This window comes from Acinetobacter sp. FDAARGOS_558 (assembly GCF_003937785.1).
GTDB classification, from domain to species: domain Bacteria; phylum Pseudomonadota; class Gammaproteobacteria; order Pseudomonadales; family Moraxellaceae; genus Acinetobacter; species Acinetobacter baumannii.
Genome location: NZ_RKJH01000001.1, coordinates 1692517 through 1714580, shown reverse-complemented (window position 1 = coordinate 1714580; position 22064 = coordinate 1692517). Strand labels below are relative to the sequence as shown.

Genomic DNA, 22064 nt, shown 5'->3' with positions numbered 1-22064 from the left:
TTTTAGAAATCTCAACTTTGAACTACTTCATCGCATTCCAGTTTTCGATGGCTTGTAAGCCTGTTTCCAAACCAACTTCATAACTGTAACGAAGCTTTTTCGGATTTGTCGTTAAACGCCCTGCCATATTTTTAAGAGGCGGTGGACATACCTCTAAAATTTGCTGTTCTGGGTTACTGCTACGAACAAATTCAACTGAAGCATTATAACGGGCACAGCGGTTACGCAAACTATTTGCAAAACCATAATGGTGTTTAAAAGCATATTTCGCAAGGAATTGGTCGCCTCGGCTACTGGCTTTAAAATAGTTCTTCGGACGAGTACGTAAAACTAATAGCTTTTTGACACCACTTTGCTGAGCCGCCCAGCGAACGGGTAGAGCATCTGCAACGCCGCCATCAAAGTAGGGTTCACCCATAATATCGACGGGATGACGAGTTAAAACCGGAATTGAGCTAGAAGCACGCAGTGCATTTAGCAAATTATCTTTACCAGCACGAAGATACTCAGCATGACCAGTTTTAGCATGCGTCAATACCATATAAAAATCTGGATTTTTGGCAAAAAGGCTCTGTTGATCGAGAGGATGTTCTTGCTCGCCAATTTCCCACATCCATTTTAAATCGAGTAAATCACCACCTTTAAAGAAGCGTTTGTAATCGATAAATTCAGGACGTAGTGAATGATCAATATAGAAGGTTAACGTGCGACCTTGTTGGTCTGCCAGGTAGTTAGCTACATTGGTCGAACCAGAAGATACGCCCACATATAAATCAAAAGGGTTGAACCGTTGTTGTAGAAAAGCATCAAGTACACCACTGGTAAAGGCACCACGCATGCCTCCACCTTCTACAACCAGTGCGTTGCGGGAAAAATCTGTCATTTGAAAAATATCTGATTACTGATGTGAATGCTGATGTTCTTGCATGTCCATTTCAGGCATATTGTCATGCTGAGTTTGCTGATCTGTTGATTTCTCAGCTTTTTGCTGCATTTCATGCTGTTGAGCTTTGCGCTGTGCTCTTGGCATATAGTCAGGCTCATTACTCATTGCTAAATAGAAAAAGCCAAGGAAGATCGCACTTAAAACACCGACGATTAGAACAAATTTCCAGCCTAAAATTGCTGATTCGGAAGAATTTTTATCGGACATAAGGATATCTCGAATGTGCTGTAGAAGCACAGAAATGAAGTCTATTTATAGCATATTTAGGTATAAGGCTGAAATCTTAAAGGTCATAAAGAAAAACCCATATAAATAAAATATATTTATATGGGTAAGGTTTATGCAATTTTTAAATATTCAAGAGCTCTAACTTATTGAATATTTTGCTTCTGCTCAGCTTTAGTTTTTAGTAACGTTGGGGGCGTGAAGCGCTCACCATATTTGGCAGCCAACTCTTCGGCACGTTTTTGTGCTTTATCAATCCCATATTGATTTAAGAATTGAATTGCTCCTCCCGTCCACGGAGCATAACCAATTCCAAAAATAGAACCGACATTGGCATCAATCACTGACTCTAATACCCCTTCTTCATAACAACGTAAGGTATCTAAGGCTTGTACAAACAAAATACGGTCAATCATATCTTGCTCAGAAATATCATGATCTTTTTGCCAACGGTTTAAGCCTTCCCATAAGTGTTTTTTACCATTTTCAGGATAGTCATAGAAACCTGCGCCAGCAGCTTTACCTTTACGGTTTAATTCATGAATCATGGTATGAATCACTTCATCTACTGGTGTTTTCGGTAGCTCTTTGCCTTCGGCTTGTAGGGCTTTACGTGTTTCACTTGCAACATGCTCCGTTAAAGTTAAAGACACTTCATCTTGAATCGCAAGTGGTCCCACCGGCATGCCAGCTTTCAGTGCTGCCATTTCAATACGCGCTGGATGGACGCCTTCTGCAAGTAAGCGCATACCTTCTTGAATGAAAGTACCAAACACACGACTGGTAAAGAAACCACGGCTATCATTAACAACAATCGGTGTTTTTCCAATTTGTTGTACAAAGTCGTAAGCTTTGGCAAGTGTCTCTGCGGAGGTGTTTTTACCTTTAATAATCTCAACCAACTGCATTTTGTCGACAGGACTAAAGAAATGCAGACCGATAAAAGCTTTATTATCCTTACTTGCTTGCGCTAAACCTGTAATCGGTAGGGTTGATGTGTTTGATGCCATCACACCATTAGGCGCTAGATATTGCTCGGCTTCTTGAGTGACTTTCGCTTTAAGTTCTTGGTTTTCAAATACGGCTTCAATAATCAGGTCACAACCTTGTAAGTCTTCAGCAGAAGCTGTAGCCGTAATGAGCGATAAAATCTGATCACGTTTTTCTGCCGTCATGCGGCCTTGTGAAACACGTTTATCTAGCAATTTCTGAGAATAAGCTTTGCCTTTTTCAGCATTTTCAACAGATACATCTTTAAGGATAACAGGAATGCCTTTAATTGCAGTGGCGTAGGCAATACCAGCACCCATCATGCCCGCACCCAACACGCCCACTTTAGTGGCTTGCCATTTTGCAATATCAGCAGGACGGCTAGCACCCGACTTAATTGCATTTAGGCCGTGCCAGAAAGTGCCAATCATATTTTTAGAAATTTGGCCTGTTGCTAGTTGAGTAAAGTAGCGAGACTCGATGCGCAAGGCGGTATCGACATCAACTTGAGCACCTTCAACTGCGGCAGCCATAATCGCTTCAGGAGCAGGGTAGCAGCCCTTGGTTTTGTCTTTTAGCATGGCTGGTGCAATGGCAAGAACTTGTGCAACTGCCGGAGTTTTTGGATCGCCACCCGGAATTTTATAACCCTTCACATCAAAAGGCTGTTGAGATTTTGGATTGGCTTTGATCCAAGCAATCGCTTTATCTAAAAGTTCTTGTTCATTTTCAGCTGTGTCATGAATTAAGCCTAAAGATTTTGCTTTATCGACACCGAACTGTTTGCCTTCCATTAAAAATGGGAACGCATTTTGAAGACCAAGCAGACGAACCATACGTACAATACCACCGCCGCCCGGTAGTAAACCTAAGGTAACTTCTGGTAGGCCAAATTTACTTTTCGGGTCATTGATTGCAATACGGTGATGGCAACTTAATGCGATTTCCCATCCTCCGCCCAGTGCCGTGCCATTTAATGCTGCAACAACTGGAACTCCTAGTGTTTCAATCGTTCTTAGATGACCTTTTAACTTCTCAACCATATTGAAAAAGTCAGTTGCATGCTCAGGTTGAACTTGAATCAGTTCATCTAAATCACCACCAGCAAAGAAAGTTTTTTTTGCTGAGCGAAAAATAACACCTGAAAGCTCTGTTTCTGCTTTAAGTTTCTGAGTCGCTTCATCGAGCGATTCACGGAACTCGGCATTCATGGTGTTCGCAGATTGACCAGTTGAATCAAGTGTCAAGATGACAATATTGTCGGCATTTTTTTCGTATTGAATTGCACTCATCTTTATATATCCCTAAATTTTTATACACGTTCAATAATGGTGGCAATACCCATACCACCGCCGACACAGAGCGTTGCTAAACCGCGTTTTTTATTTTGACGTTCAAGCTCATCAAGTAATGTACCCAAAATCATGGCACCAGTTGCCCCTAAGGGATGACCTAAAGCAATCGCACCGCCATTTACGTTGACTTTTTCAGCAGGCACATTGAGTTCATTTATAAAACGCATTACGACAGCTGCAAATGCTTCGTTGACTTCAAATAGGTCAATATCATCAATTGTTAAACCAGCTTTTTCCAAGGCTTTGCGTGCAGCAGGCGCAGGGCCAGTCAGCATAATGGTTGGATCAGTACCGACTAATGCAGTCGCCAAAATTTTAGCGCGTGGTTTTAAGTTTTGTTCTTTCACTGCTTTTTCTGAAGCCAGTAAAACAAGAGCTGCTCCATCGACAATACCTGATGAGTTACCGGCATGATGAACATGATTTACTTTTTGTGCTTCTGGATATTTTTGCAGGGCAACAGCATCAAAGCCCATTTGCCCCATCATTTCAAAACTTGGGTTGAGCTTTGCTAACCCTTCAAGTGTGGTATTGCCTTTAATAAATTCATCTTTTTCTAAAATCACAACACCTGAGTGATCTTTGACAGGCACAACTGATTGATCGAAATAACCATTTGCTTGAGCTGCCGCTGCTTTTTGTTGTGACTTTACGGCAAAATTATCAACATCTTCTCGGCTATAACCATCTAAGGTTGCAATGAGGTCAGCGCCGACACCTTGTGGAACAAAAGATGATTTAAGGTTGGTTTCCGGATCTAAGGCCCATGGTCCGCCATCAGAACCCATTGGGATACGTGACATTGATTCAACGCCACCAGCAACCACTAAATCTTCCCAACCAGAACGAACTTTCATGGCTGCCATGTTGACCGCTTCTAAACCTGAAGCACAAAAGCGGTTAATTTGCACACCTGCAACATCATCATTCCAGCCCGCTGCAATCGCTGCTGTTTTGGCAATATCACCGCCCTGATCACCAATTGGTGTTACGCAGCCCAGAACAATATCATCTACTTTAGATGTATCGAGTTGATGGCGTTGCTGTAATTCGTTTAATAGAGTGGTGAGTAATGTGATTGGTTTTACTTCGTAAAGAGAGCCGTCTTTTTTTCCTTTTCCGCGTGGTGTGCGAATGGCGTCAATAATATAAGCCTCGCTCATAACAGTTCCTTTTTTTATTACTTAAACTTTGTCGTGTTTTTGAGTGTACTGTTTTTAAGAGGGAGTGCAATGACGATAAGCGCACCAGTCAGGTGATGATTTTTGCCAATGGCGATACAAAAAAGCCCAAGTTGAACTTGGGCTAAATGTGAAACTAAAGAGATTTAAGAATTAATGGTAACCATGGAGCTGGCGATATAGACCGGGAGTAACACCAGTCCACTTTTTAAATGCACGGTGGAATGTACTGGTTTCACTAAAACCAACTTGCTGAGCAACATCTTCAAGTGTTAACTCAGGATTGAGTAATAAATGAATCGCAGCATCTCGGCGTAAAGCGTCTTTCACGCCCTGATAGCTTTTACCTTCGGCAGCTAGGCGGCGGCGTAAAGTTTGCGGAGATAAATACAACATTGATGCAACGTCATTGAGCGTTGGCATTTCTTCACCAATTTGGCTTTTGAGTACTTCACGAATACGTGAAGTCAACGAATTGGTGTTTTTGAATTTTACTAAAAGCTGAGCAGGGGCTGCTTTTAAGAATTCTTCTAATGTTTTTTCATCTTGGCGAATTGGCAAATCAAGATAATCAGCCGCAAAGGTTATTTCGGTACGCGGTGCGTCAAATTGCATAACCGGCGCAAAGAATAACGCGTCATATTCATCTGCATGTGCAGGACGTGGATAGCTAAAATGAACACGTTCTAATGGTAAGCGACGTTCAATCAGCCATGATGCCAATCCATGCCAGATCATGAGCATACTTTCAGTAATGAAATGATCCGGATCTAATGTTTTTGGAATGAGAGGTACTAAACGTGCTTCGTGTTTGTCACGCTCCAGCGTTACTGACCATTCATCACCAAATAATTTGTAAAATTGAGATGAAAGTTCAAGGGCTTGGCCCAAGGTTTTTGCATGAATAATCAACTGACACATAATGGCAAAAGTGCCCAAACGACGCGGTTGTACATCGAAACCAACGTGTTCGTCTTGTGTGACCATCCATAACATTTTTATAAAACGGGTATATTGTTCTGGTGAGATTCGAGCTTTAGGTTGACGTAATAGTTCCGCTTCGATACCCACATGTGAAAGTAACGTCTCGACATCCATGCCAAGGCGCTTTACGCCTGTCAAAGCCGCATTCACGAAGTGGATGCTAATCGTATCGCGACTCATATTGAATCCTTCAGTCTCTTTGATGTTCACTTTAAATTGACCTAAATGACCGTCTAAAAAAATAAATTGGCGATTTACAACAGTGTAAAAGCACTTTTTACATGTTAAATTGCCGAAATGATCAAGGTAAATGGCTGAACATGACATTGTTTTAGAATATTTGCTTAACTAATATAAAAGAAAATTCGAATAATAGTGGTTAAAAAAACGATGACGACTGCATTAAATGGACTTAAAGTTCTCGATTTCTCGACGCTCTTACCTGGACCTTTCGCCACAATGTATTTAGCCGATATGGGGGCAGAAGTCATCCATATTGAATCTCCATCACGTCCAGATCTCATTCGGATTATGCCGCCCTATGCAAATGGACAGGCGACTGCGCATAGTTATCTAAACCGAAATAAGCAGTCGATCGTTCTCGACTTAAAAGATGCTGCAAGTATTGATCTGATTAAAGCCAAAATTTCTGAATTTGATATTGTGATTGAGCAGTTTCGGCCAGATGTCATGCGCCGTTTAGGGCTGGACTATGCCACCCTTGCAGAAATTAACCCGCGTTTAATTTATTGTTCAATTACAGGTTATGGCCAAACTGGAAGTTATAAAGATCGGGCTGGGCACGACATTAATTATTTAGCTTTAGCTGGTATTGCTGGGTATAGCGGCCGACAAGATAGCGGTCCGCCACCGCTTGGTATTCAGGTTGCCGATATTGCTGGTGGTTCATTACATGCAGTCATTGCGATCTTGGCTGCTGTAGTTGAACGCAGCCGTAGCGGTATAGGTCAATATATTGATATTTCCATGACGGACTGTGTTGCAAGTCTAAATAGTATGGCAGCTTCAGCCACGCTTGCCGCACAAGTTGAACAGGCTCCCGAGCAGGGGATGCTCAATGGGGGGATTTTCTATGACTATTATATGACGCAAGATGGCCGTTATCTTTCTATCGGTAGCCTTGAACCACAATTTATGGCAGGTTTGTCTGCGGCATTAGACTTACCTGTGTTATTACAAAAAGGTGCGTCATTAGATGAGCAAGATCGACAGGAAGTTAAGCAAGCCATTCAAGAAAAAATTAAAGCCAAAACATTCAAAGAATGGCATGAAATTTTTGCAAATCTCGATGTTTGTGTAGAACCGGTATTGAGTTTAAGTGAGGCTTTAAATTCACCGTTAGCACAACAACGTGGATGGATTGTGAATGTTCCTTTGCAAAATAATACGCCAGATACAGAACCACAAATTGCATGCCCAATTAAGTTTTCACGTTCGCAAATGCGATATTCCTTTGTAGGTCAAAAACTTGGCGAAGGGCAGTGGTGAGGTTAAGGGGCTATTTCTTATACAGTATGTATTGAAATTATTATCTGAATAATCAATTGATTAACATTTTGAATAATTTCTTTACATAAAATTAGCGTAACCTTTATAAACAAAGACATAAAAGGTTCGTAAACATGAAAACGCATAAATCTTTGATGGTTTCCTGTTTATCCGTTTTATCAATTACTCTTTTTGTTCAGCATGCACAAGCTGCTGCTGCATTTGACCCAAATGGTTCTTGGATGTTGGGTGATTGGAACGGGCAACGTACAGCGTTGCAAGCACAAGGTTATGATTTTTCTTTTGGATATACCGGTGAATATGCCGGTATTTTAGATTCCAAACAAACATCTACACACGGTAGTGCTTATACAGGGCAACTTGCTTTAGGTTCTCATTTGGACCTAGGTAAAATTTTAGGGTGGCAAGATACAGAAGCTCAAATCACATTAACTTATCGTGATGGGCAATCGCTTTCTGAACATTCTCCAGCATTGGCTGGGCATCAAAGTTCTGTTCAAGAAGTGTGGGGCCGTGAACAAACTTGGCGTTTAACAGATTTATGGATCAAGAAAAAATTCCTTGATCAGAAGTTAGATGTTAAAGTGGGCCGTTTTGGTGAGGGTGAAGACTTTAATAGTTTTGACTGTGATTTCCAGAACTTGGCACTTTGTGGTTCACAAGTGGGTAACTGGGTAGGCGATCAGTGGTATAACTGGCCAGTTAGCCAATGGGCAATGCGTGTCAAATATAACTTGCAACCTGATTTATATACACAAGTGGGTGTATATGAATATAACCCTGAAAACTTGGAACGTGGCAAAGGCTTTAACCTAAGTACAGATGGTTCTCACGGTGCAATTATTCCAGCAGAAGTAGTTTGGTCACCTAAATTAGGTGTGCAAAGCATGCCTGGTGAATACCGTTTAGGTTATTACTATAGTACTGCCGATGCCAAAGAAATTGCAGATTCAACTAAAACATCTCATAAGCAAGGTGTTTGGGTAACTGCAAAACAGAAATTATTCCAGCCAGCTGATCAAACTGACCGTGGTTTAACAGGGTTTGTGAACTTGACTTTCCACGACTCAGATACCAACAAAGTTGATAACATGCAAAATATAGGCTTAGTCTATAAAGGTTTGCTGAATCAACGTCCTCAAGATGAGTTGGCACTTGGTGTTGCTCGTATCCATATCAATGATGATTGGAACGATGTTCAAGCCAAAGAATACGACACCGAATATAATACCGAGCTTTACTATGGTATTCATGCCACTAACTGGCTAACTATTCGTCCAAATGTGCAATATGTTCGTCATGTTGGTGCATTAAAAAATAGTGATAACACTTGGGTAGGCGGTATTAAGTTCTCAACTGCATTCTAAGTAATTATTCCGAAAACGGATTGTCGAGGGCTAAATCATTGATTGAAGTATCCTGACCTTCCGTTTTTTTCTTTATGCCTGAATTTTGTTTTAGACGTATTGGTGATGTCATTTTTCTATAAGTTTTTTGGCACATCTTTCCGATAAAAATGATGATTGATAAGAGGTGGTTTATGAATCAACCTTCTTCAAGATCAGGTTTAACGACTTTTACCGTAATTATTATTGGGTTATTGGCGTTATTCCTGCTAATTGGAGGTATTTGGCTCGCTACACTAGGCGGTTCAATTTACTATATTGTAGCTGGAGTCTTACTTCTCATTGTTGCATGGCAACTCTACAAGCGCGCTTCTGCTGCTTTGTGGGTTTATGCCGCATTAATGCTAGGTACTATTATCTGGAGTGTCTGGGAAGTTGGAACAGACTTTTGGGCGCTTGCACCACGTTTAGATATTTTAGGTATTCTTGGTTTATGGTTATTGGTTCCGGCTGTAACTCGTGGAATCAACAACCTTGGATCAAGTAAAGTTGCCTTATCTTCAACTTTAGCAATTGCAATCGTGTTGATGGTTTATTCTATCTTCAATGATCCGCAAGAAATTAATGGTGAAATCAAGACACCTCAACCAGAAACTGCTCAAGCCGTTCCGGGCGTTGCAGAGAGCGACTGGCCTGCTTATGGTCGTACTCAAGCTGGTGAACGTTATTCTCCATTGAAACAGATTAATGACCAGAACGTAAAAGATCTGAAAGTTGCCTGGACATTCCGTACTGGTGATTTCAAAACAGATAATGACTCTGGCGAAACAACCAATCAGGTTACACCAATTAAAATTGGTAATAACATGTTTATCTGTACGGCTCACCAGCAATTAATTGCGATTGACCCAGCTACAGGTAAGGAAAAATGGCGTTTTGATCCGAAGCTTAAAACGGATAAATCGTTCCAGCATTTAACTTGTCGTGGTGTAATGTATTACGATGCAAACAACACAACTGAATTTGCGACAAGCTTACAAACTAAAAAGTCGACTTCAACTCAATGTCCACGTAAAGTCTTTGTTCCAGTCAATGATGGACGTTTAGTTGCTGTAAATGCTGACACAGGTAAAGCATGTACTGACTTTGGTCAAAATGGTGAAGTGAATTTACAAGAATTCATGCCATATGCTTATCCAGGTGGTTATAACCCAACATCTCCAGGCGTTGTTACTGGTTCAACAGTGGTTATTGCCGGTTCGGTTACTGACAACTATTCAAATAAAGAGCCATCAGGTGTTATCCGTGGATATGACGTAAACACTGGTAAGCTTCTTTGGGTATTTGATACTGGTGCAGCAGATCCAAATGCAATGCCAGGTGAAGGTACAACCTTTGTTCATAACTCACCAAATGCTTGGGCACCTTTAGCATACGATGCCAAACTTGATATCGTTTATGTTCCAACAGGTGTAGGTACTCCAGATATCTGGGGTGGTGACCGTACCGAGTTGAAAGAACGTTATGCGAACTCTATGTTAGCGATTAACGCTTCAACAGGTAAATTGATTTGGAACTTCCAGACAACCCATCACGATTTATGGGATATGGACGTACCGTCACAACCATCTTTGGCAGATATTAAAGACAAATCTGGTAAAACTGTTCCAGCAATTTATGTCTTGACCAAAACAGGTAATGCCTTTGTTCTTGATCGTCGTAATGGTCAGCCAATTGTTCCTGTAACTGAGAAACCAGTTCCACAAACAGTTAAACGCGGACCACAGACTAAAGGTGAGCATTATTCAAAAACTCAGCCATTCTCTGATTTGAACTTGGCACCACAAGATAAATTAACTGATAAAGATATGTGGGGTGCCACTATGCTTGATCAGCTTATGTGTCGTGTGTCTTTCAAACGCCTCAATTACGATGGTATTTATACGCCACCATCTGAAAACGGTACTTTAGTTTTCCCTGGTAACTTAGGTGTGTTTGAATGGGGCGGTATGTCAGTTAACCCTGACCGTCAAGTTGCTGTAATGAACCCGATTGGTTTGCCATTCGTGAGTCGTTTAATTCCTGCTGATCCAAACCGTGCGCAAACTGCAAAAGGTGCGGGAACTGAGCAGGGTGTACAGCCAATGTATGGCGTACCTTATGGTGTTGAAATCAGCGCATTCTTATCTCCACTTGGTTTACCTTGTAAACAACCTGCTTGGGGATATGTTGCTGGCGTAGATTTGAAAACTCATGAAGTCGTTTGGAAAAAACGTATTGGTACAATTCGTGACAGTTTACCGAACTTGTTCCAGTTACCAGCTGTAAAAATTGGTGTTCCTGGTTTAGGTGGCTCTATTTCTACCGCAGGTAATGTCATGTTTGTTGGTGCAACTCAAGATAACTACATCCGTGCGTTTAACGTAACGAATGGTGAGAAACTTTGGGAAGCGCGTTTACCAGCAGGTGGACAAGCAACACCAATGACTTATGAAATTAATGGTAAACAATATGTTGTAATTATGGCCGGTGGTCATGGTTCATTTGGTACAAAAATGGGCGACTATTTAGTGGCTTATGCATTACCAGATAACAAATAAAAGTTTGCTATCAAAAAAGCCCGGATTTATCTGGGCTTTTTTTATGTCAATTTAGATTAAAGCTTATCAATAAAACCGTTATTAAATATGCAAAAAAAGCATTTTATTGATGAATAAAAGCTCGCTATGCTATCCGCCTTAATAATGAATCTACTAGCCATACGCCATGTATTTATATACCGATTTCGATCAGCAGCTGATTAATCAACGAGTTGCTCAGTTCCGCGATCAGACAGAGCGCTATTTAGCGGGCAAACTTTCTGAAGATGAATACCGCCCATTACGTTTGCAAAATGGTTTATATGTGCAACGTTATGCACCAATGCTACGTATTGCTGTGCCGTATGGCTTAATGAACTCAAAACAATTACGTAAAATTGCTGAAGTATCAACTCAATATGACCGTGGCTATGCACACGTATCTACGCGTCAAAATATTCAGCTAAACTGGCCTGCACTTGAAGATGTGCCAGAAATTTTAGCTGAACTCGCAACTGTACAAATGCATGCCATTCAAACCAGTGGTAACTGTATTCGTAACACGACTACTGACCAGTATGCAGGTGTAGTTGCAGGTGAAATTGCTGATCCACGCCCAACATGTGAATTGATTCGTCAGTGGAGTACATTCCACCCGGAATTTGCATTCTTACCACGTAAATTTAAAATTGCCGTTTCTGCACTTGAAGAAAAAGACCGTGCAGCAACAGCATTCCACGATATTGGTGTGTATATCGTGCGTAATGAAGCAGGCGAGATGGGCTACAAAATCATGGTGGGTGGTGGTTTAGGCCGTACTCCGATTATTGGTAGTGTCATTCGTGAGTTTTTACCACGTGAAGATTTAATTGCTTATTTAGAAGCAGTTTTACGTGTTTATAACTTACATGGCCGTCGTGATAACAAGTATAAGGCGCGTATCAAAATCTTGGTTAAAGCATTAACGCCTGAAGTATTTGCACAGAAAGTTGAAGCTGAATTTGAACACACACGTGAAACATTAAAAATTCAGCCAGAAATCTTGAAAAAATTAGACGAAGAGTTCACGCCGTTTGATTATCAAGATTTAGAAGATGAAGACTTTACAGCTTTATTTGCTGAGCATCCAAAATTCAAACAATGGTTCAATATCAATACGCATGCACATAAAGTAAAGGGCTATCGTATTGTTACGATCTCTTTAAAACGTGCAGGCATCGCACCGGGCGATATGACCACTGAAGAAATGAACTTCATTGCAGATCTCGCTGATAAATATACGTTTGGTGAACTTCGTACGACTCACGAACAAAACATTGCTTTAGCAGATGTACCTCAAAAAGATTTGTTCGATGTATGGCAAGCGCTTGAACAGCACAACATGGCTCGTGCGCATATCGGCTTTATTACCGATATTATTAGCTGCCCGGGTGGTGATTTCTGTTCACTTGCAAATGCGAAATCAATTCCTATTGCTGAAGCGATTACACGCCGTTTTGAAGATTTAGATAAAGTTTATGATCTTGGTCATTTAGACTTAAATATTTCTGGCTGTATGAATGCTTGTGGTCACCACCACGTGGGTAACATCGGTATTTTAGGTGTAGATAAAAAAGGTGCTGAGTTCTATCAAATTACCTTAGGTGGTAATTCAGACCATGATGCTTCAATTGGTGACATCTTAGGACCATCATTTGCAGCAGAAGCCGTGCCTGATGTCATTGAAGAAGTATTAAATACGTATCTTGATTTACGTATTGAAGGTGAGCGTTTTGTTGATACATATCGCCGTGTAGGAATTCAACCATTTAAGGAGCGTGCATATGCTTAATACAGCTCTACCTGTGCTTTATAAAGATGGCACGATTGCAGATAATACTTATCAAATCATTGCTGAAGATGGCGTGATTCCTCAAGGTGACGTTGTTTTAACAACAGCACAGCTCGATCAACTGGCGAACATTCAAGGTAAAAAAGCTTTGTATGTGACTGTAAATGATTCACCAGAAGATCATACATTCCCACTTAGTGAACTTGATGCAATCTTCATTGAGTTCGCAGGTTTCGGAGATGGGCGAGGTTATTCATTCGCTGCATTATTACGTCGCCAAGGTTTCCAAGGTGAACTACGTGCAACAGGTGATGTATTTAAGGATGTCTTAAATTATTTAAAACGTTCAGGTTTTGATAGTTTTGTCATCAAAGAAGGTAAAGATGTGCAAGAAGCTGCTGCTGGTTTGCAAGACTTTACTCATCCTTATCAAGCTTCAACAGCTGTGCCAAAAGCAAGTTATCAAACTGGTGCTTAAATAGCTTCTAAGTGAAAAGGCTGAACTCAGGTTCAGCTTTTTTTATAAATAATTTTTTAATAACTGAATTGAAGAATAAGAATGTTCGCTTTAATTTCAAAAATAAATCCTGGTGCTTGGTGGCTACTTTTTGCTATTGTGACAGATGTACTCTCAACATTTTATTCTGCTAAGGGGAATGGCTTAGTCAATAAAACAGCTCAGGGCATTGCTCTGGTTTTGTATATTATTTCTTTTGCATGCGCTGCTATTGCTTTGAAATATATGCAAGCCGGAATTTTATATGTGTTGTGGTCTGGGGTGGGGGTATTGGCGACCGCTTTTCTCGCAAAGATTTTTCTTGGGCAAAACATTGATGTCGCAGGATGGATTGGGATTGGTTTTATTACAGTCGGCTTAATGATTATTGCGCAATACTCTAATATCGATGTTTAAAGCCCTTATAGAAACACTGAGATCTCTATAAGGGCTAAAGAATTAAGTATCTAACTGGCAGTTAACCATCCATTTGACACCAAATTGATCAGTAAAAGCACCGTATAAAGCGCCCCAGAACGTTTTTTCTAGTGGCATTTCAATTTTGCCATTTACAGATAAGGCATCAAAAAGTTGCTTTGCCTTTTCTTGCTCATCTTTTTCAAGGTTAATTGCAATGTAATGATTATTGCCCTGAGTAAATACACTATTTGGTGTACAGAATTGATCAATGACATCTGATGCCATGAGTACAGTGTATTCGTTAATCGGCAGGGAAACATGAAGCACTAAATTTTTTTGAGCTTCCGATAACGTGACACCGTCATGAGGCGGCATATCGCTATAGCGGCTCAGCATGGCAAATTCACCGCCGAATACTGATTTATAAAAATTAAAAGCTTGCTCTGCCTGGCCTTGAAAATTGAGATAGTGATTGAGTTGCATTGTTATTGTCCATTGTTGTTTTCATTTAGAAGAATAAGTTAAAACGGAAAAGAGATTTTGTGGGTCATTTTTTGTAGTTTTTTCATAAAAAATCCCACCGAAGTGGGATTTTAAAAAAGGTTTTAATTAAAGAATTTCGATGGCAACAGCTGTTGCTTCCCCACCGCCGATGCAAAGAGCAGCGACACCCTTTTTACCACCAGTACGTTTAAGCGCATGAATAAGCGTAAGAATAATACGAGAGCCTGTCGATCCTACAGGATGACCAAGTGCACATGCTCCACCATGAATATTGACTTTTTCTGGATCAAGTTTGAAATCATCAATTGGACACATCGTTACCATAGCAAAAGCTTCATTAATTTCCCAAAGGTCAACGTCCTGAGCATTCCAACCTGCTTTTTTAAGTACTTTTTCAATAGCGCCAACAGGAGCAATTGTAAATTCTGAAGGATGTTGAGAATTTGACGCAGTGGCTATGATTTTTGCAAGTGGTTGTAAGCCGCGCTGTGCTGCAACTTCACTCGATGTTAAAACTAGTGCAGAAGCACCATCAGAAATTGAACTCGCGTTTGCAGCAGTAATTGTACCGTCTTTTGCAAAAGCTGGTTTAAGTGATGGGATTTTATCAATCTTGGCATTTAAAGGTTGTTCATCCTGATCGACAATGACATCACCTTTACGGGTAGAAACAGTAACAGGTACAATTTCATCTTTGAAGTAGCCTTCAGTAATCGCAGCTTGAGCACGTTTTAAAGAACGAATTGCAAAGTCATCCATTTGCTCACGAGTATAACCACGTGTATTTGCCATATCTTGAGCAAATGAACCCATTAAACGACCAGTTTCAGCATCTTCTAAGCCATCAAAGAACATATGGTCTTTAATTTCACCGTGGCCCATACGGTATCCCGCACGTGCTTTGGGTAAGACATAAGGCGCATTGGTCATCGACTCCATACCACCGGCAACTACAATTTCAGCACTTCCTGCTTTAATCATATCAGCCGCTTGCATTACCGCCTTCATACCTGAACCACAAAGCTTATTAATTGTCACAGCTCCTGTTGAATCAGGTAAACCTGCTTTACGCATGGCTTGACGAGCAGGGCCTTGCTTTAAACCCGCTGGTAGTACGCAACCCATAATGACTTCTTCGACATCTGTAGGCTGTAAACCTGCTCGTGCGATTGCTTCTTTAATTGTTACCGCTCCTAATTCAGGAGCAGTTAGTCCTGATAGTGATCCTTGAAAACCACCCATAGCAGTACGAGCACCATTAACAATTACGATGTCAGTCATTGTTGTAATCTCCGATTGTTCTTAATCTCAAAATAAGAAATGTTTAAAACCTAAGCAGTATATTGCAAAATGAAGAACGGGTTAGCTTCTGCATTAGACTGTAGAGTTCTAACAATTTTTAAGCTCTTCTAAGCGCACATGTCCCATTTTGCTAAGAATTAATTTAAAGTTTTTAAGCTGGTCATAAGAACAATAGATAAAACTGCCATTCGACTCGATGGGTAGTCCAGAACTACCTTGAAAAATAATACTATTTTGTTTTTTTCCAAAACGTTGTAATTTCATAGAACCGTAGTGATGGTTAAGATCTATAGAGGTCAATAATTCTTCATTTAAATCATGTTGTAGATTACGGTTATTATCTACAAAGCTGATTACGCGGTTATCCCAATTCGTATTGCAGACCAATTGATCAGAACTTGGACAAAGAACAACATTCTTATGCCTAATAATTGCGTCATATTTGGCTTTTTGTATATGAATTGTGAGTATACGCGGCGTATTTTTTAGTTCTACAGATGCCATAAATTGATGGTATAAAGGAATGGCTATAACTGACATAATCACAAGAATTACGAGTGTTATAGTGAGCTCAACTATAGTAAAACCAGGAGATTTAAACATTAGAAAACCTTAATATATGTATAAATAGAGCAATTTTATGTTTTCTGACAATGATTTATATTATTTTTTATAATGAGGAAACACAAAATTAAATAAGGGTTATCAGTCGGCTAGAATACTGGTAAAATCACGGCAAGCGAAACAAAGAAGTTGTTCATATTTGCTAGTTGGGTAAAAAATTACCGAATTACAACGGAAATTGTAAGTAATTTTGTCAATAATTTACTTGATTAAAATTATCAAGCACTTGGAAAGTCTATCAAGTGTTTGTATGATTCAAATGTGAATAGCTTAAAAATAATACTGGGGTAAAAAAATATCTCAGGGGCCAATAAATTTAGGCTGAGCTTGAACAACAATTGTTATCTCTGGAGGATATCCATGAAATTGAGTCGTATTGCACTTGCTACTATGCTTGTTGCTGCTCCATTAGCTGCTGCTAATGCTGGCGTAACAGTTACTCCATTACTGCTTGGTTACACTTTCCAAGACAGCCAACACAACAATGGCGGTAAAGATGGTAACTTAACTAATTCACCTGAGTTACAAGACGATTTATTCGTTGGTGCAGCTCTTGGTATCGAGTTAACTCCATGGTTAGGTTTCGAAGCTGAATATAACCAAGTTAAAGGCGACGTAGACGGCGCTTCTGCTGGTGCTGAATATAAACAAAAACAAATCAACGGTAACTTCTATGTTACTTCTGATTTAATTACTAAAAACTACGACAGCAAAATCAAGCCGTACGTATTATTAGGTGCTGGTCACTATAAATACGACTTTGATGGCGTAAACCGTGGTACACGTGGTAACTCAGAAGAAGGTACTTTAGGTAACGCTGGTGTTGGTGCTTTCTGGCGCTTAAACGATGCTTTATCTCTTCGTACTGAAGCTCGTGCTACTTATAATGCTGATGAAGAGTTCTGGAACTATACAGCTCTTGCTGGCTTAAACGTAGTTCTTGGTGGTCACTTGAAGCCTGCTGCTCCTGTAGTAGAAGTTGCTCCAGTTGAACCAACTCCAGTTGCTCCACAACCACAAGAGTTAACTGAAGACCTTAACATGGAACTTCGTGTGTTCTTTGATACTAACAAATCAAACATCAAAGACCAATACAAGCCAGAAATTGCTAAAGTTGCTGAAAAATTATCTGAATACCCTAACGCTACTGCACGTATCGAAGGTCACACAGATAACACTGGTCCACGTAAGTTGAACGAACGTTTATCTTTAGCTCGTGCTAACTCTGTTAAATCAGCTCTTGTAAACGAATACAACGTTGACGCTTCTCGTTTGTCTACTCAAGGTTTCGCTTGGGATCAACCGATTGCTGACAACAAAACTAAAGAAGGTCGTGCTATGAACCGTCGTGTATTCGCGACAATCACTGGTAGCCGTACTGTAGTAGTTCAACCTGGTCAAGAAGCGGCAGCTCCTGCAGCAGCTCAATAATTTGAGTTCTTGAACAGTAAAAAAGCGACTCGTTAGAGTCGCTTTTTTTATGGCGATTTTTAAAATATTTGGTCATTTGTAAATCTCCTGATTCATAATCTCTTCCCATCATTACTTAAAATAGTTACCAAACCCCTTTCTTCAATTGCTGTTTAGTATCTTGTCTATTTCTACGATGTTGAGCACGAGGTTTTTCTGTTTCGTGCATACCACCTTTGTGAAGTAGAGGGGATAGAGCTACTTGATTACGGACCTTAATTTTCGGCATTTCTTTAATTTTCATGTCTTAACCTTTAATACATAAAACTTGTTTAAGAGTATGAACGACTTCAATGAGATCTGCCTGATTGGCTATAACCTCATCAATATCTTTATAGGCACTTGGAATTTCATCGACTACACCACTGTCTTTACGGCATTCAATCCCTTGTGTTTGTTCAATCAAGTCCTGCTGATTAAAAAGAACTTTTGCTTTGCTTCGGCTCATTTTGCGGCCAGCTCCATGAGAACAAGAACAAAAAGATTCAGGGTTTGCTTTACCTTTAACAATATACGAGCGTGCTCCCATAGAGCCTGGAATAATTCCTAACTCATCTAAACCTGCTCTAATTGCCCCTTTTCTTGTAACAAAAAGGTTTTCACCAAAGTGTGTTTCTTGACTCACATAGTTATGGTGACAATTGATTGCTTCTTTCGTCATTTGAAAAGAAGGTAGAAGAGGGCGAATTGCTTCTAATATTAATCGCATCATTTCTTTACGATTTTCAAAAGCATATTCTTGAGCCCACTCTACTGCTTCTACATAATCATTAAAGCTTTGCGAGCCTTCAGCAAAATAACTTAAATCTTTATCAGGCACGTGCCCAAAGCGATGTTGTGCCTCTTTCTTGGCTAACTCAATAAAATAAGTACCTATGACGTTACCAAGACCTCGGCTGCCCGAATGGAGCATCACCCATACATCTTGATTTTCATCAATACATAACTCTATAAAGTGATTACCGCCGCCTAAAGTGCCCAACTGTTTTTGCCATGTTGCCTCAAACTGACGAAGCATTCGGACAAGACCCGGATGCTTTTTAATAATAGGTTCTAAGCGTTTTTCAAGTGGAATAATGCTAGAAGCTTTCGCTTTGACTTGTTTATGCAAAGCAAATCCAACCGGCACTTTCCGTTCAATGGCGTCCCGCAAGCGACTTAAGTTATCTGGAAGTTGTGAAGCTTTCAGGCTCAAACGAATAGCATTCATTCCGCAGCCAATATCTACACCCACTGCAGCAGGAATAATGGCATGTTTAGTAGGAATGACGCTGCCTACAGTTGCACCTTTTCCAACATGCACATCAGGCATAACAGCAATATGAGAATATATAAATTGCAGTTGTGCCATCTTCTTGAGTTGTTCAATACTTTCACTATCTATGTCTTGAGTGAAAATTTTAACGGGGACACCATATTGTGCCTCTTCGTTTAATATCTTTTGTATGTCCATAATTATTCTCTTATTTATTGTCCGAATAGGCATAAAAAAACCTAGCGAATGCTAGGTCTTAAATTCGAGCATTCGGACAAGTGAATTAAATTTGTACACTTGTCCGTGAGCTGACATCGTGCCAAATCGTTACTGTGTTTTACCTTGTAGTGTTGGCATGATGTTCTCCTTTTTTAAAAAGTGCCGTTGAAAATCTGAACGGCATTTTACCTGTTTTTAACTAAAGATCAAGTTTTTGACCTTTGATAAGCGCTGATTAATTACTTGAACTCAGTATTAATCTTGCTCTGGTTTTACATCCATTTGATCGTAAGGAATTAATTTAGTTTTATTTTTCCATTTATATCCAAGCCAGATTACTAAGAATAAAGGCAAGCTGATATAAGTAGAAAGTAAGCCAATCCAGTCAATTTTACCGCCTAAAACCGCTTGGTAGTTTTGTCCTAAAATAATGACAGAACAGAGGATAAAGGCAAACCAAGGTGCGAATGGGAAAAACTTAGCGCGGTATGCAAGATCTTCTAATTTATAACCTTGAGCAATATAACCTTTACGGAAACGATAATGCGAAATTGCAATACCTAACCAGACAATGAAACCACACATTCCTGACATATTGAGGAGCCAGTTAAAGACTTGCTTTTCTCCGATAAAAGTCGTTAAGAAGCAGAATGCAGCAATGAATGTAGTTGCATATAACGCATTCATTGGAACACCACGATTATCGAGTTTTGCAAACCATTTTGGTGCACGGCCTTGTTGCGCCATATCAAATAACATACGGGTAGAAGAGTACATGCCCGAGTTACCTGCTGACAAAATAGCAGTCAAAATAACTGCATTCATTAAGCTTGCAGCAAAAGCAAAACCTACTTTTTCATAAAGTAAGGTGAAAGGAGAAAGAGCAATATTTTCTGTTGCTGCTGCTTGTAATAAGTTTGGATCATCATAGGCAATTAGGGTGCCGATAATGAAGATACACAAGATATAGAATAATAAAATTCGCCAGAAAATCTGTTTAATTGCAAGCGGAATCGTCTTCTTCGGATCTTTTGATTCACCTGCTGCAACACCCACCATCTCGGTTCCCTGAAATGAGAACCCAGCAATCATGGCTACCCCAATCATGGCTTGTAAACCACCTACGAATGGTGCCTCTTTATAAGTCCAGTTGCCAAAAGTTGCTACTCCTGGTGTCAACATAATCTTAATAATCATGGCGATACCAATAATAATAAAGGCAACAATGGCAATTACTTTAACCATGGAGAACCAGAATTCACTTTCACCAAATCCTTTTACGGTCATCGCATTAATCATAAAGATAATGACGAGAAAGATGGCGCTCCAATAGAATCCGGGAACATCTGGGAACCAGAATTTCATAATAAACTGTACGGCAACGAGTTCAAACGCAACCGTAATTGCCCAGTTGTACCAGTAGTTCCAACCTAAAGCGAAACCAAAACCTTCTTCGACATAGCGGCTTCCATAGGTAAAGAAAGCACCGGATGTTGGTGTGTGTGTCGCAAGTTCACCTAAACTGGTCATTAAAAAGTAAATCATAATACCAATGAGGGAGTAGGCGAGTAACGCCCCACCTGGACCTGCATTTGCAATGGTTGACCCAGAAGCAAGGAAAAGACCTGTACCAATGGAACCACCAATGGCGATCATATTCAGATGACGAGCCCCAAGCTTACGCTGGAGTTTTTCAGGAGCATGTGTTTCGCTCATGGAGATTCCTTACATAGTTTGTTATGCACAGGCATATAACACCTTAAAGCCTTGAAGATCAGTTTTAATCTCACACTGACCAAAGTGCTTCTCAATTAAGATCGGATAGTTTAAAAAACGGTTCGCTACAATCCATAGCTCACCTGATGCCTTTAAATGTTTTTTAGCGTTCTGGCAGAGTCCTTCACTTGCATCATAGTTGGTATGAATACCCTGATGGAAGGGAGGATTACTGACAATGGCATCAAGTTCTGTTGGGGCGTCTGCAATTCCTGTAACAGGCTGCAATCTCAACTGGTCTGAACCTATTCCATTTCGACTAAAAGTCATTTCCGTTGACTGTAAAGCGAAGGCATCAATATCTAGGGCATGGATAATATTACTTGAATTTGCTTTTGCCAAATAGCAACTGATAATTCCAGCTCCACACCCGAAGTCGGCAATTCTACCTGATTTCACCTGATTTAGATAAGGGAGTAAAACGGCAGTTCCGACATCTAGATGAGTTTGGCTGAAAACGCCAGGTAAGGCACAAATGGTAAGTTCTTGCTCATTTACTTGAACAGTATAGGTTTTTAACCAGCTTTCAAGAGGTTTGATCTTTTCAGTTTTCTCAATTTTTAAATGCCATAACTGACAATGTCGAGCGCTATCAAGTTTAAGTATTTTGCCAAAGTTTTGTAGTTGTTTGGCAGCTCTCTCAACACCACCTTTTTTTTCACCTACTAAAAAAACTGATTGGTCAATTTTCAGATGGCTCATCACTACATGCAATATATAGTTTAAAAGCTCTTTTGATTTTGGAACAAAAATTATAGCCTGATCAAATTCTTGTGATGGAAACTCAACCGAGAAATGAGCTGGTGTGCCTGCATTCACAAAACCCTGATAGTCAGCATAATTCCATGTCCAGACTGATGCATCAATCTCAGTGGGTAATTGACTGACTAGGGCGTCATTCGGTGCATTAATTAACAAGACCCTACCTTTTAAATAGTCTTGTTGTCTTAATATCACTTCACTTCTAGGGTCCATGTACATCTCTCATGAAGAAGAATGCCCAGTGAAAACTGGGCAGTAATCAAAATTAA

Annotated in this window: 19 protein-coding genes; 7 read left to right on the top strand and 12 right to left on the bottom strand. The window is 40.1% G+C overall.

Going from position 1 to position 22064, the window contains the following annotated elements:
* Window positions 1-22 precede the first annotated feature (22 nt).
* From EGT34_RS08190 to EGT34_RS08170, 5 genes are all read right to left on the bottom strand, one after another.
* A complete protein-coding gene (locus tag EGT34_RS08190; RefSeq protein WP_024437252.1) occupies window positions 23-883 on the bottom strand; it encodes a patatin-like phospholipase family protein in 861 nt (286 codons plus the stop codon).
* 15 nt (window positions 884-898) lie between these two features.
* Window positions 899-1153 (bottom strand): hypothetical protein, encoded by a 255-nt coding sequence (locus tag EGT34_RS08185; protein WP_024437251.1) that lies wholly within the window; start codon window positions 1151-1153, stop codon window positions 899-901.
* A 164-nt stretch (window positions 1154-1317) separates the two neighbouring features.
* Window positions 1318-3453: a 3-hydroxyacyl-CoA dehydrogenase NAD-binding domain-containing protein gene (locus EGT34_RS08180; RefSeq protein WP_001274339.1), complete on the bottom strand. Its 2136-nt coding sequence runs from the start codon at window positions 3451-3453 to the stop codon at window positions 1318-1320.
* 20 nt (window positions 3454-3473) lie between these two features.
* Window positions 3474-4679, bottom strand: coding sequence for an acetyl-CoA C-acetyltransferase (locus tag EGT34_RS08175; protein WP_001287649.1), 1206 nt, complete (start codon window positions 4677-4679; stop codon window positions 3474-3476).
* Between the two features lie 171 nt (window positions 4680-4850).
* A complete protein-coding gene (locus EGT34_RS08170) occupies window positions 4851-5861 on the bottom strand; it encodes an AraC family transcriptional regulator (protein WP_000085721.1) in 1011 nt (336 codons plus the stop codon).
* Window positions 5862-6071: 210 nt separating this feature from the next.
* Here EGT34_RS08170 and EGT34_RS08165 point away from each other — a divergent pair, with 210 nt between their 5' ends.
* From EGT34_RS08165 to EGT34_RS08140, 6 genes are all read left to right on the top strand, one after another.
* Window positions 6072-7190, top strand: a complete 1119-nt coding sequence (locus EGT34_RS08165) for a CaiB/BaiF CoA transferase family protein (protein WP_000205325.1) — start codon at window positions 6072-6074, stop codon at window positions 7188-7190.
* A gap of 155 nt (window positions 7191-7345) precedes the next feature.
* Entirely contained in the window at window positions 7346-8578 is a 1233-nt protein-coding gene (locus EGT34_RS08160) for a carbohydrate porin (protein ID WP_086242030.1), read from the top strand.
* Between the two features lie 173 nt (window positions 8579-8751).
* Window positions 8752-11157, top strand: a complete 2406-nt coding sequence (locus EGT34_RS08155; protein WP_001075596.1) for a glucose/quinate/shikimate family membrane-bound PQQ-dependent dehydrogenase — start codon at window positions 8752-8754, stop codon at window positions 11155-11157.
* 166 nt (window positions 11158-11323) lie between these two features.
* Entirely contained in the window at window positions 11324-12967 is a 1644-nt protein-coding gene (locus tag EGT34_RS08150; protein WP_000281764.1) for a nitrite/sulfite reductase, read from the top strand.
* Complete coding sequence (locus EGT34_RS08145; RefSeq protein WP_000935247.1) at window positions 12960-13445, top strand: DUF934 domain-containing protein; 486 nt, start codon at window positions 12960-12962, stop codon at window positions 13443-13445. Before EGT34_RS08150 ends, EGT34_RS08145 begins: the two co-directional genes overlap by 8 nt.
* An 81-nt stretch (window positions 13446-13526) precedes the next feature.
* Window positions 13527-13880 (top strand): DMT family transporter, encoded by a 354-nt coding sequence (locus EGT34_RS08140; protein ID WP_000457786.1) that lies wholly within the window; start codon window positions 13527-13529, stop codon window positions 13878-13880.
* A gap of 42 nt (window positions 13881-13922) precedes the next feature.
* Here the strand turns inward: EGT34_RS08140 and EGT34_RS08135 are convergent, their stop codons facing one another.
* The 3 genes from EGT34_RS08135 to EGT34_RS08125 form a co-directional block, all read right to left on the bottom strand.
* Window positions 13923-14366 (bottom strand): VOC family protein, encoded by a 444-nt coding sequence (locus EGT34_RS08135; protein WP_001176580.1) that lies wholly within the window; start codon window positions 14364-14366, stop codon window positions 13923-13925.
* Between the two features lie 126 nt (window positions 14367-14492).
* Window positions 14493-15668, bottom strand: coding sequence for a thiolase family protein (locus EGT34_RS08130; RefSeq protein WP_000129964.1), 1176 nt, complete (start codon window positions 15666-15668; stop codon window positions 14493-14495).
* A 108-nt stretch (window positions 15669-15776) separates the two neighbouring features.
* Complete coding sequence (locus tag EGT34_RS08125) at window positions 15777-16292, bottom strand: GspH/FimT family pseudopilin (protein ID WP_000477151.1); 516 nt, start codon at window positions 16290-16292, stop codon at window positions 15777-15779.
* 381 nt (window positions 16293-16673) lie between these two features.
* Between EGT34_RS08125 and omp38 the strand changes: the two genes are divergently transcribed.
* Window positions 16674-17744, top strand: coding sequence for an outer membrane protein Omp38 (gene omp38, locus EGT34_RS08120; protein WP_000777880.1), 1071 nt, complete (start codon window positions 16674-16676; stop codon window positions 17742-17744).
* 124 nt (window positions 17745-17868) lie between these two features.
* On the opposite strand, the gene EGT34_RS21020 is transcribed toward omp38, so the two are convergent.
* The 4 genes from EGT34_RS21020 to EGT34_RS08105 form a co-directional block, all read right to left on the bottom strand.
* On the bottom strand, window positions 17869-18027 hold the full coding sequence (locus EGT34_RS21020) for a hypothetical protein (RefSeq protein ID WP_000692859.1): 159 nt from the start codon (window positions 18025-18027) through the stop codon (window positions 17869-17871).
* A gap of 3 nt (window positions 18028-18030) precedes the next feature.
* Window positions 18031-19236, bottom strand: coding sequence for an RtcB family protein (locus tag EGT34_RS08115; protein ID WP_000354412.1), 1206 nt, complete (start codon window positions 19234-19236; stop codon window positions 18031-18033).
* Between the two features lie 276 nt (window positions 19237-19512).
* Window positions 19513-20973 carry an amino acid permease gene (locus tag EGT34_RS08110; protein ID WP_060454631.1) on the bottom strand — a complete coding sequence of 487 codons (1461 nt, stop codon included), beginning with the start codon at window positions 20971-20973 and terminating at the stop codon, window positions 19513-19515.
* A 21-nt stretch (window positions 20974-20994) separates the two neighbouring features.
* Window positions 20995-22008, bottom strand: coding sequence for a methyltransferase (locus EGT34_RS08105; RefSeq protein ID WP_000371525.1), 1014 nt, complete (start codon window positions 22006-22008; stop codon window positions 20995-20997).
* Window positions 22009-22064 lie beyond the last annotated feature (56 nt).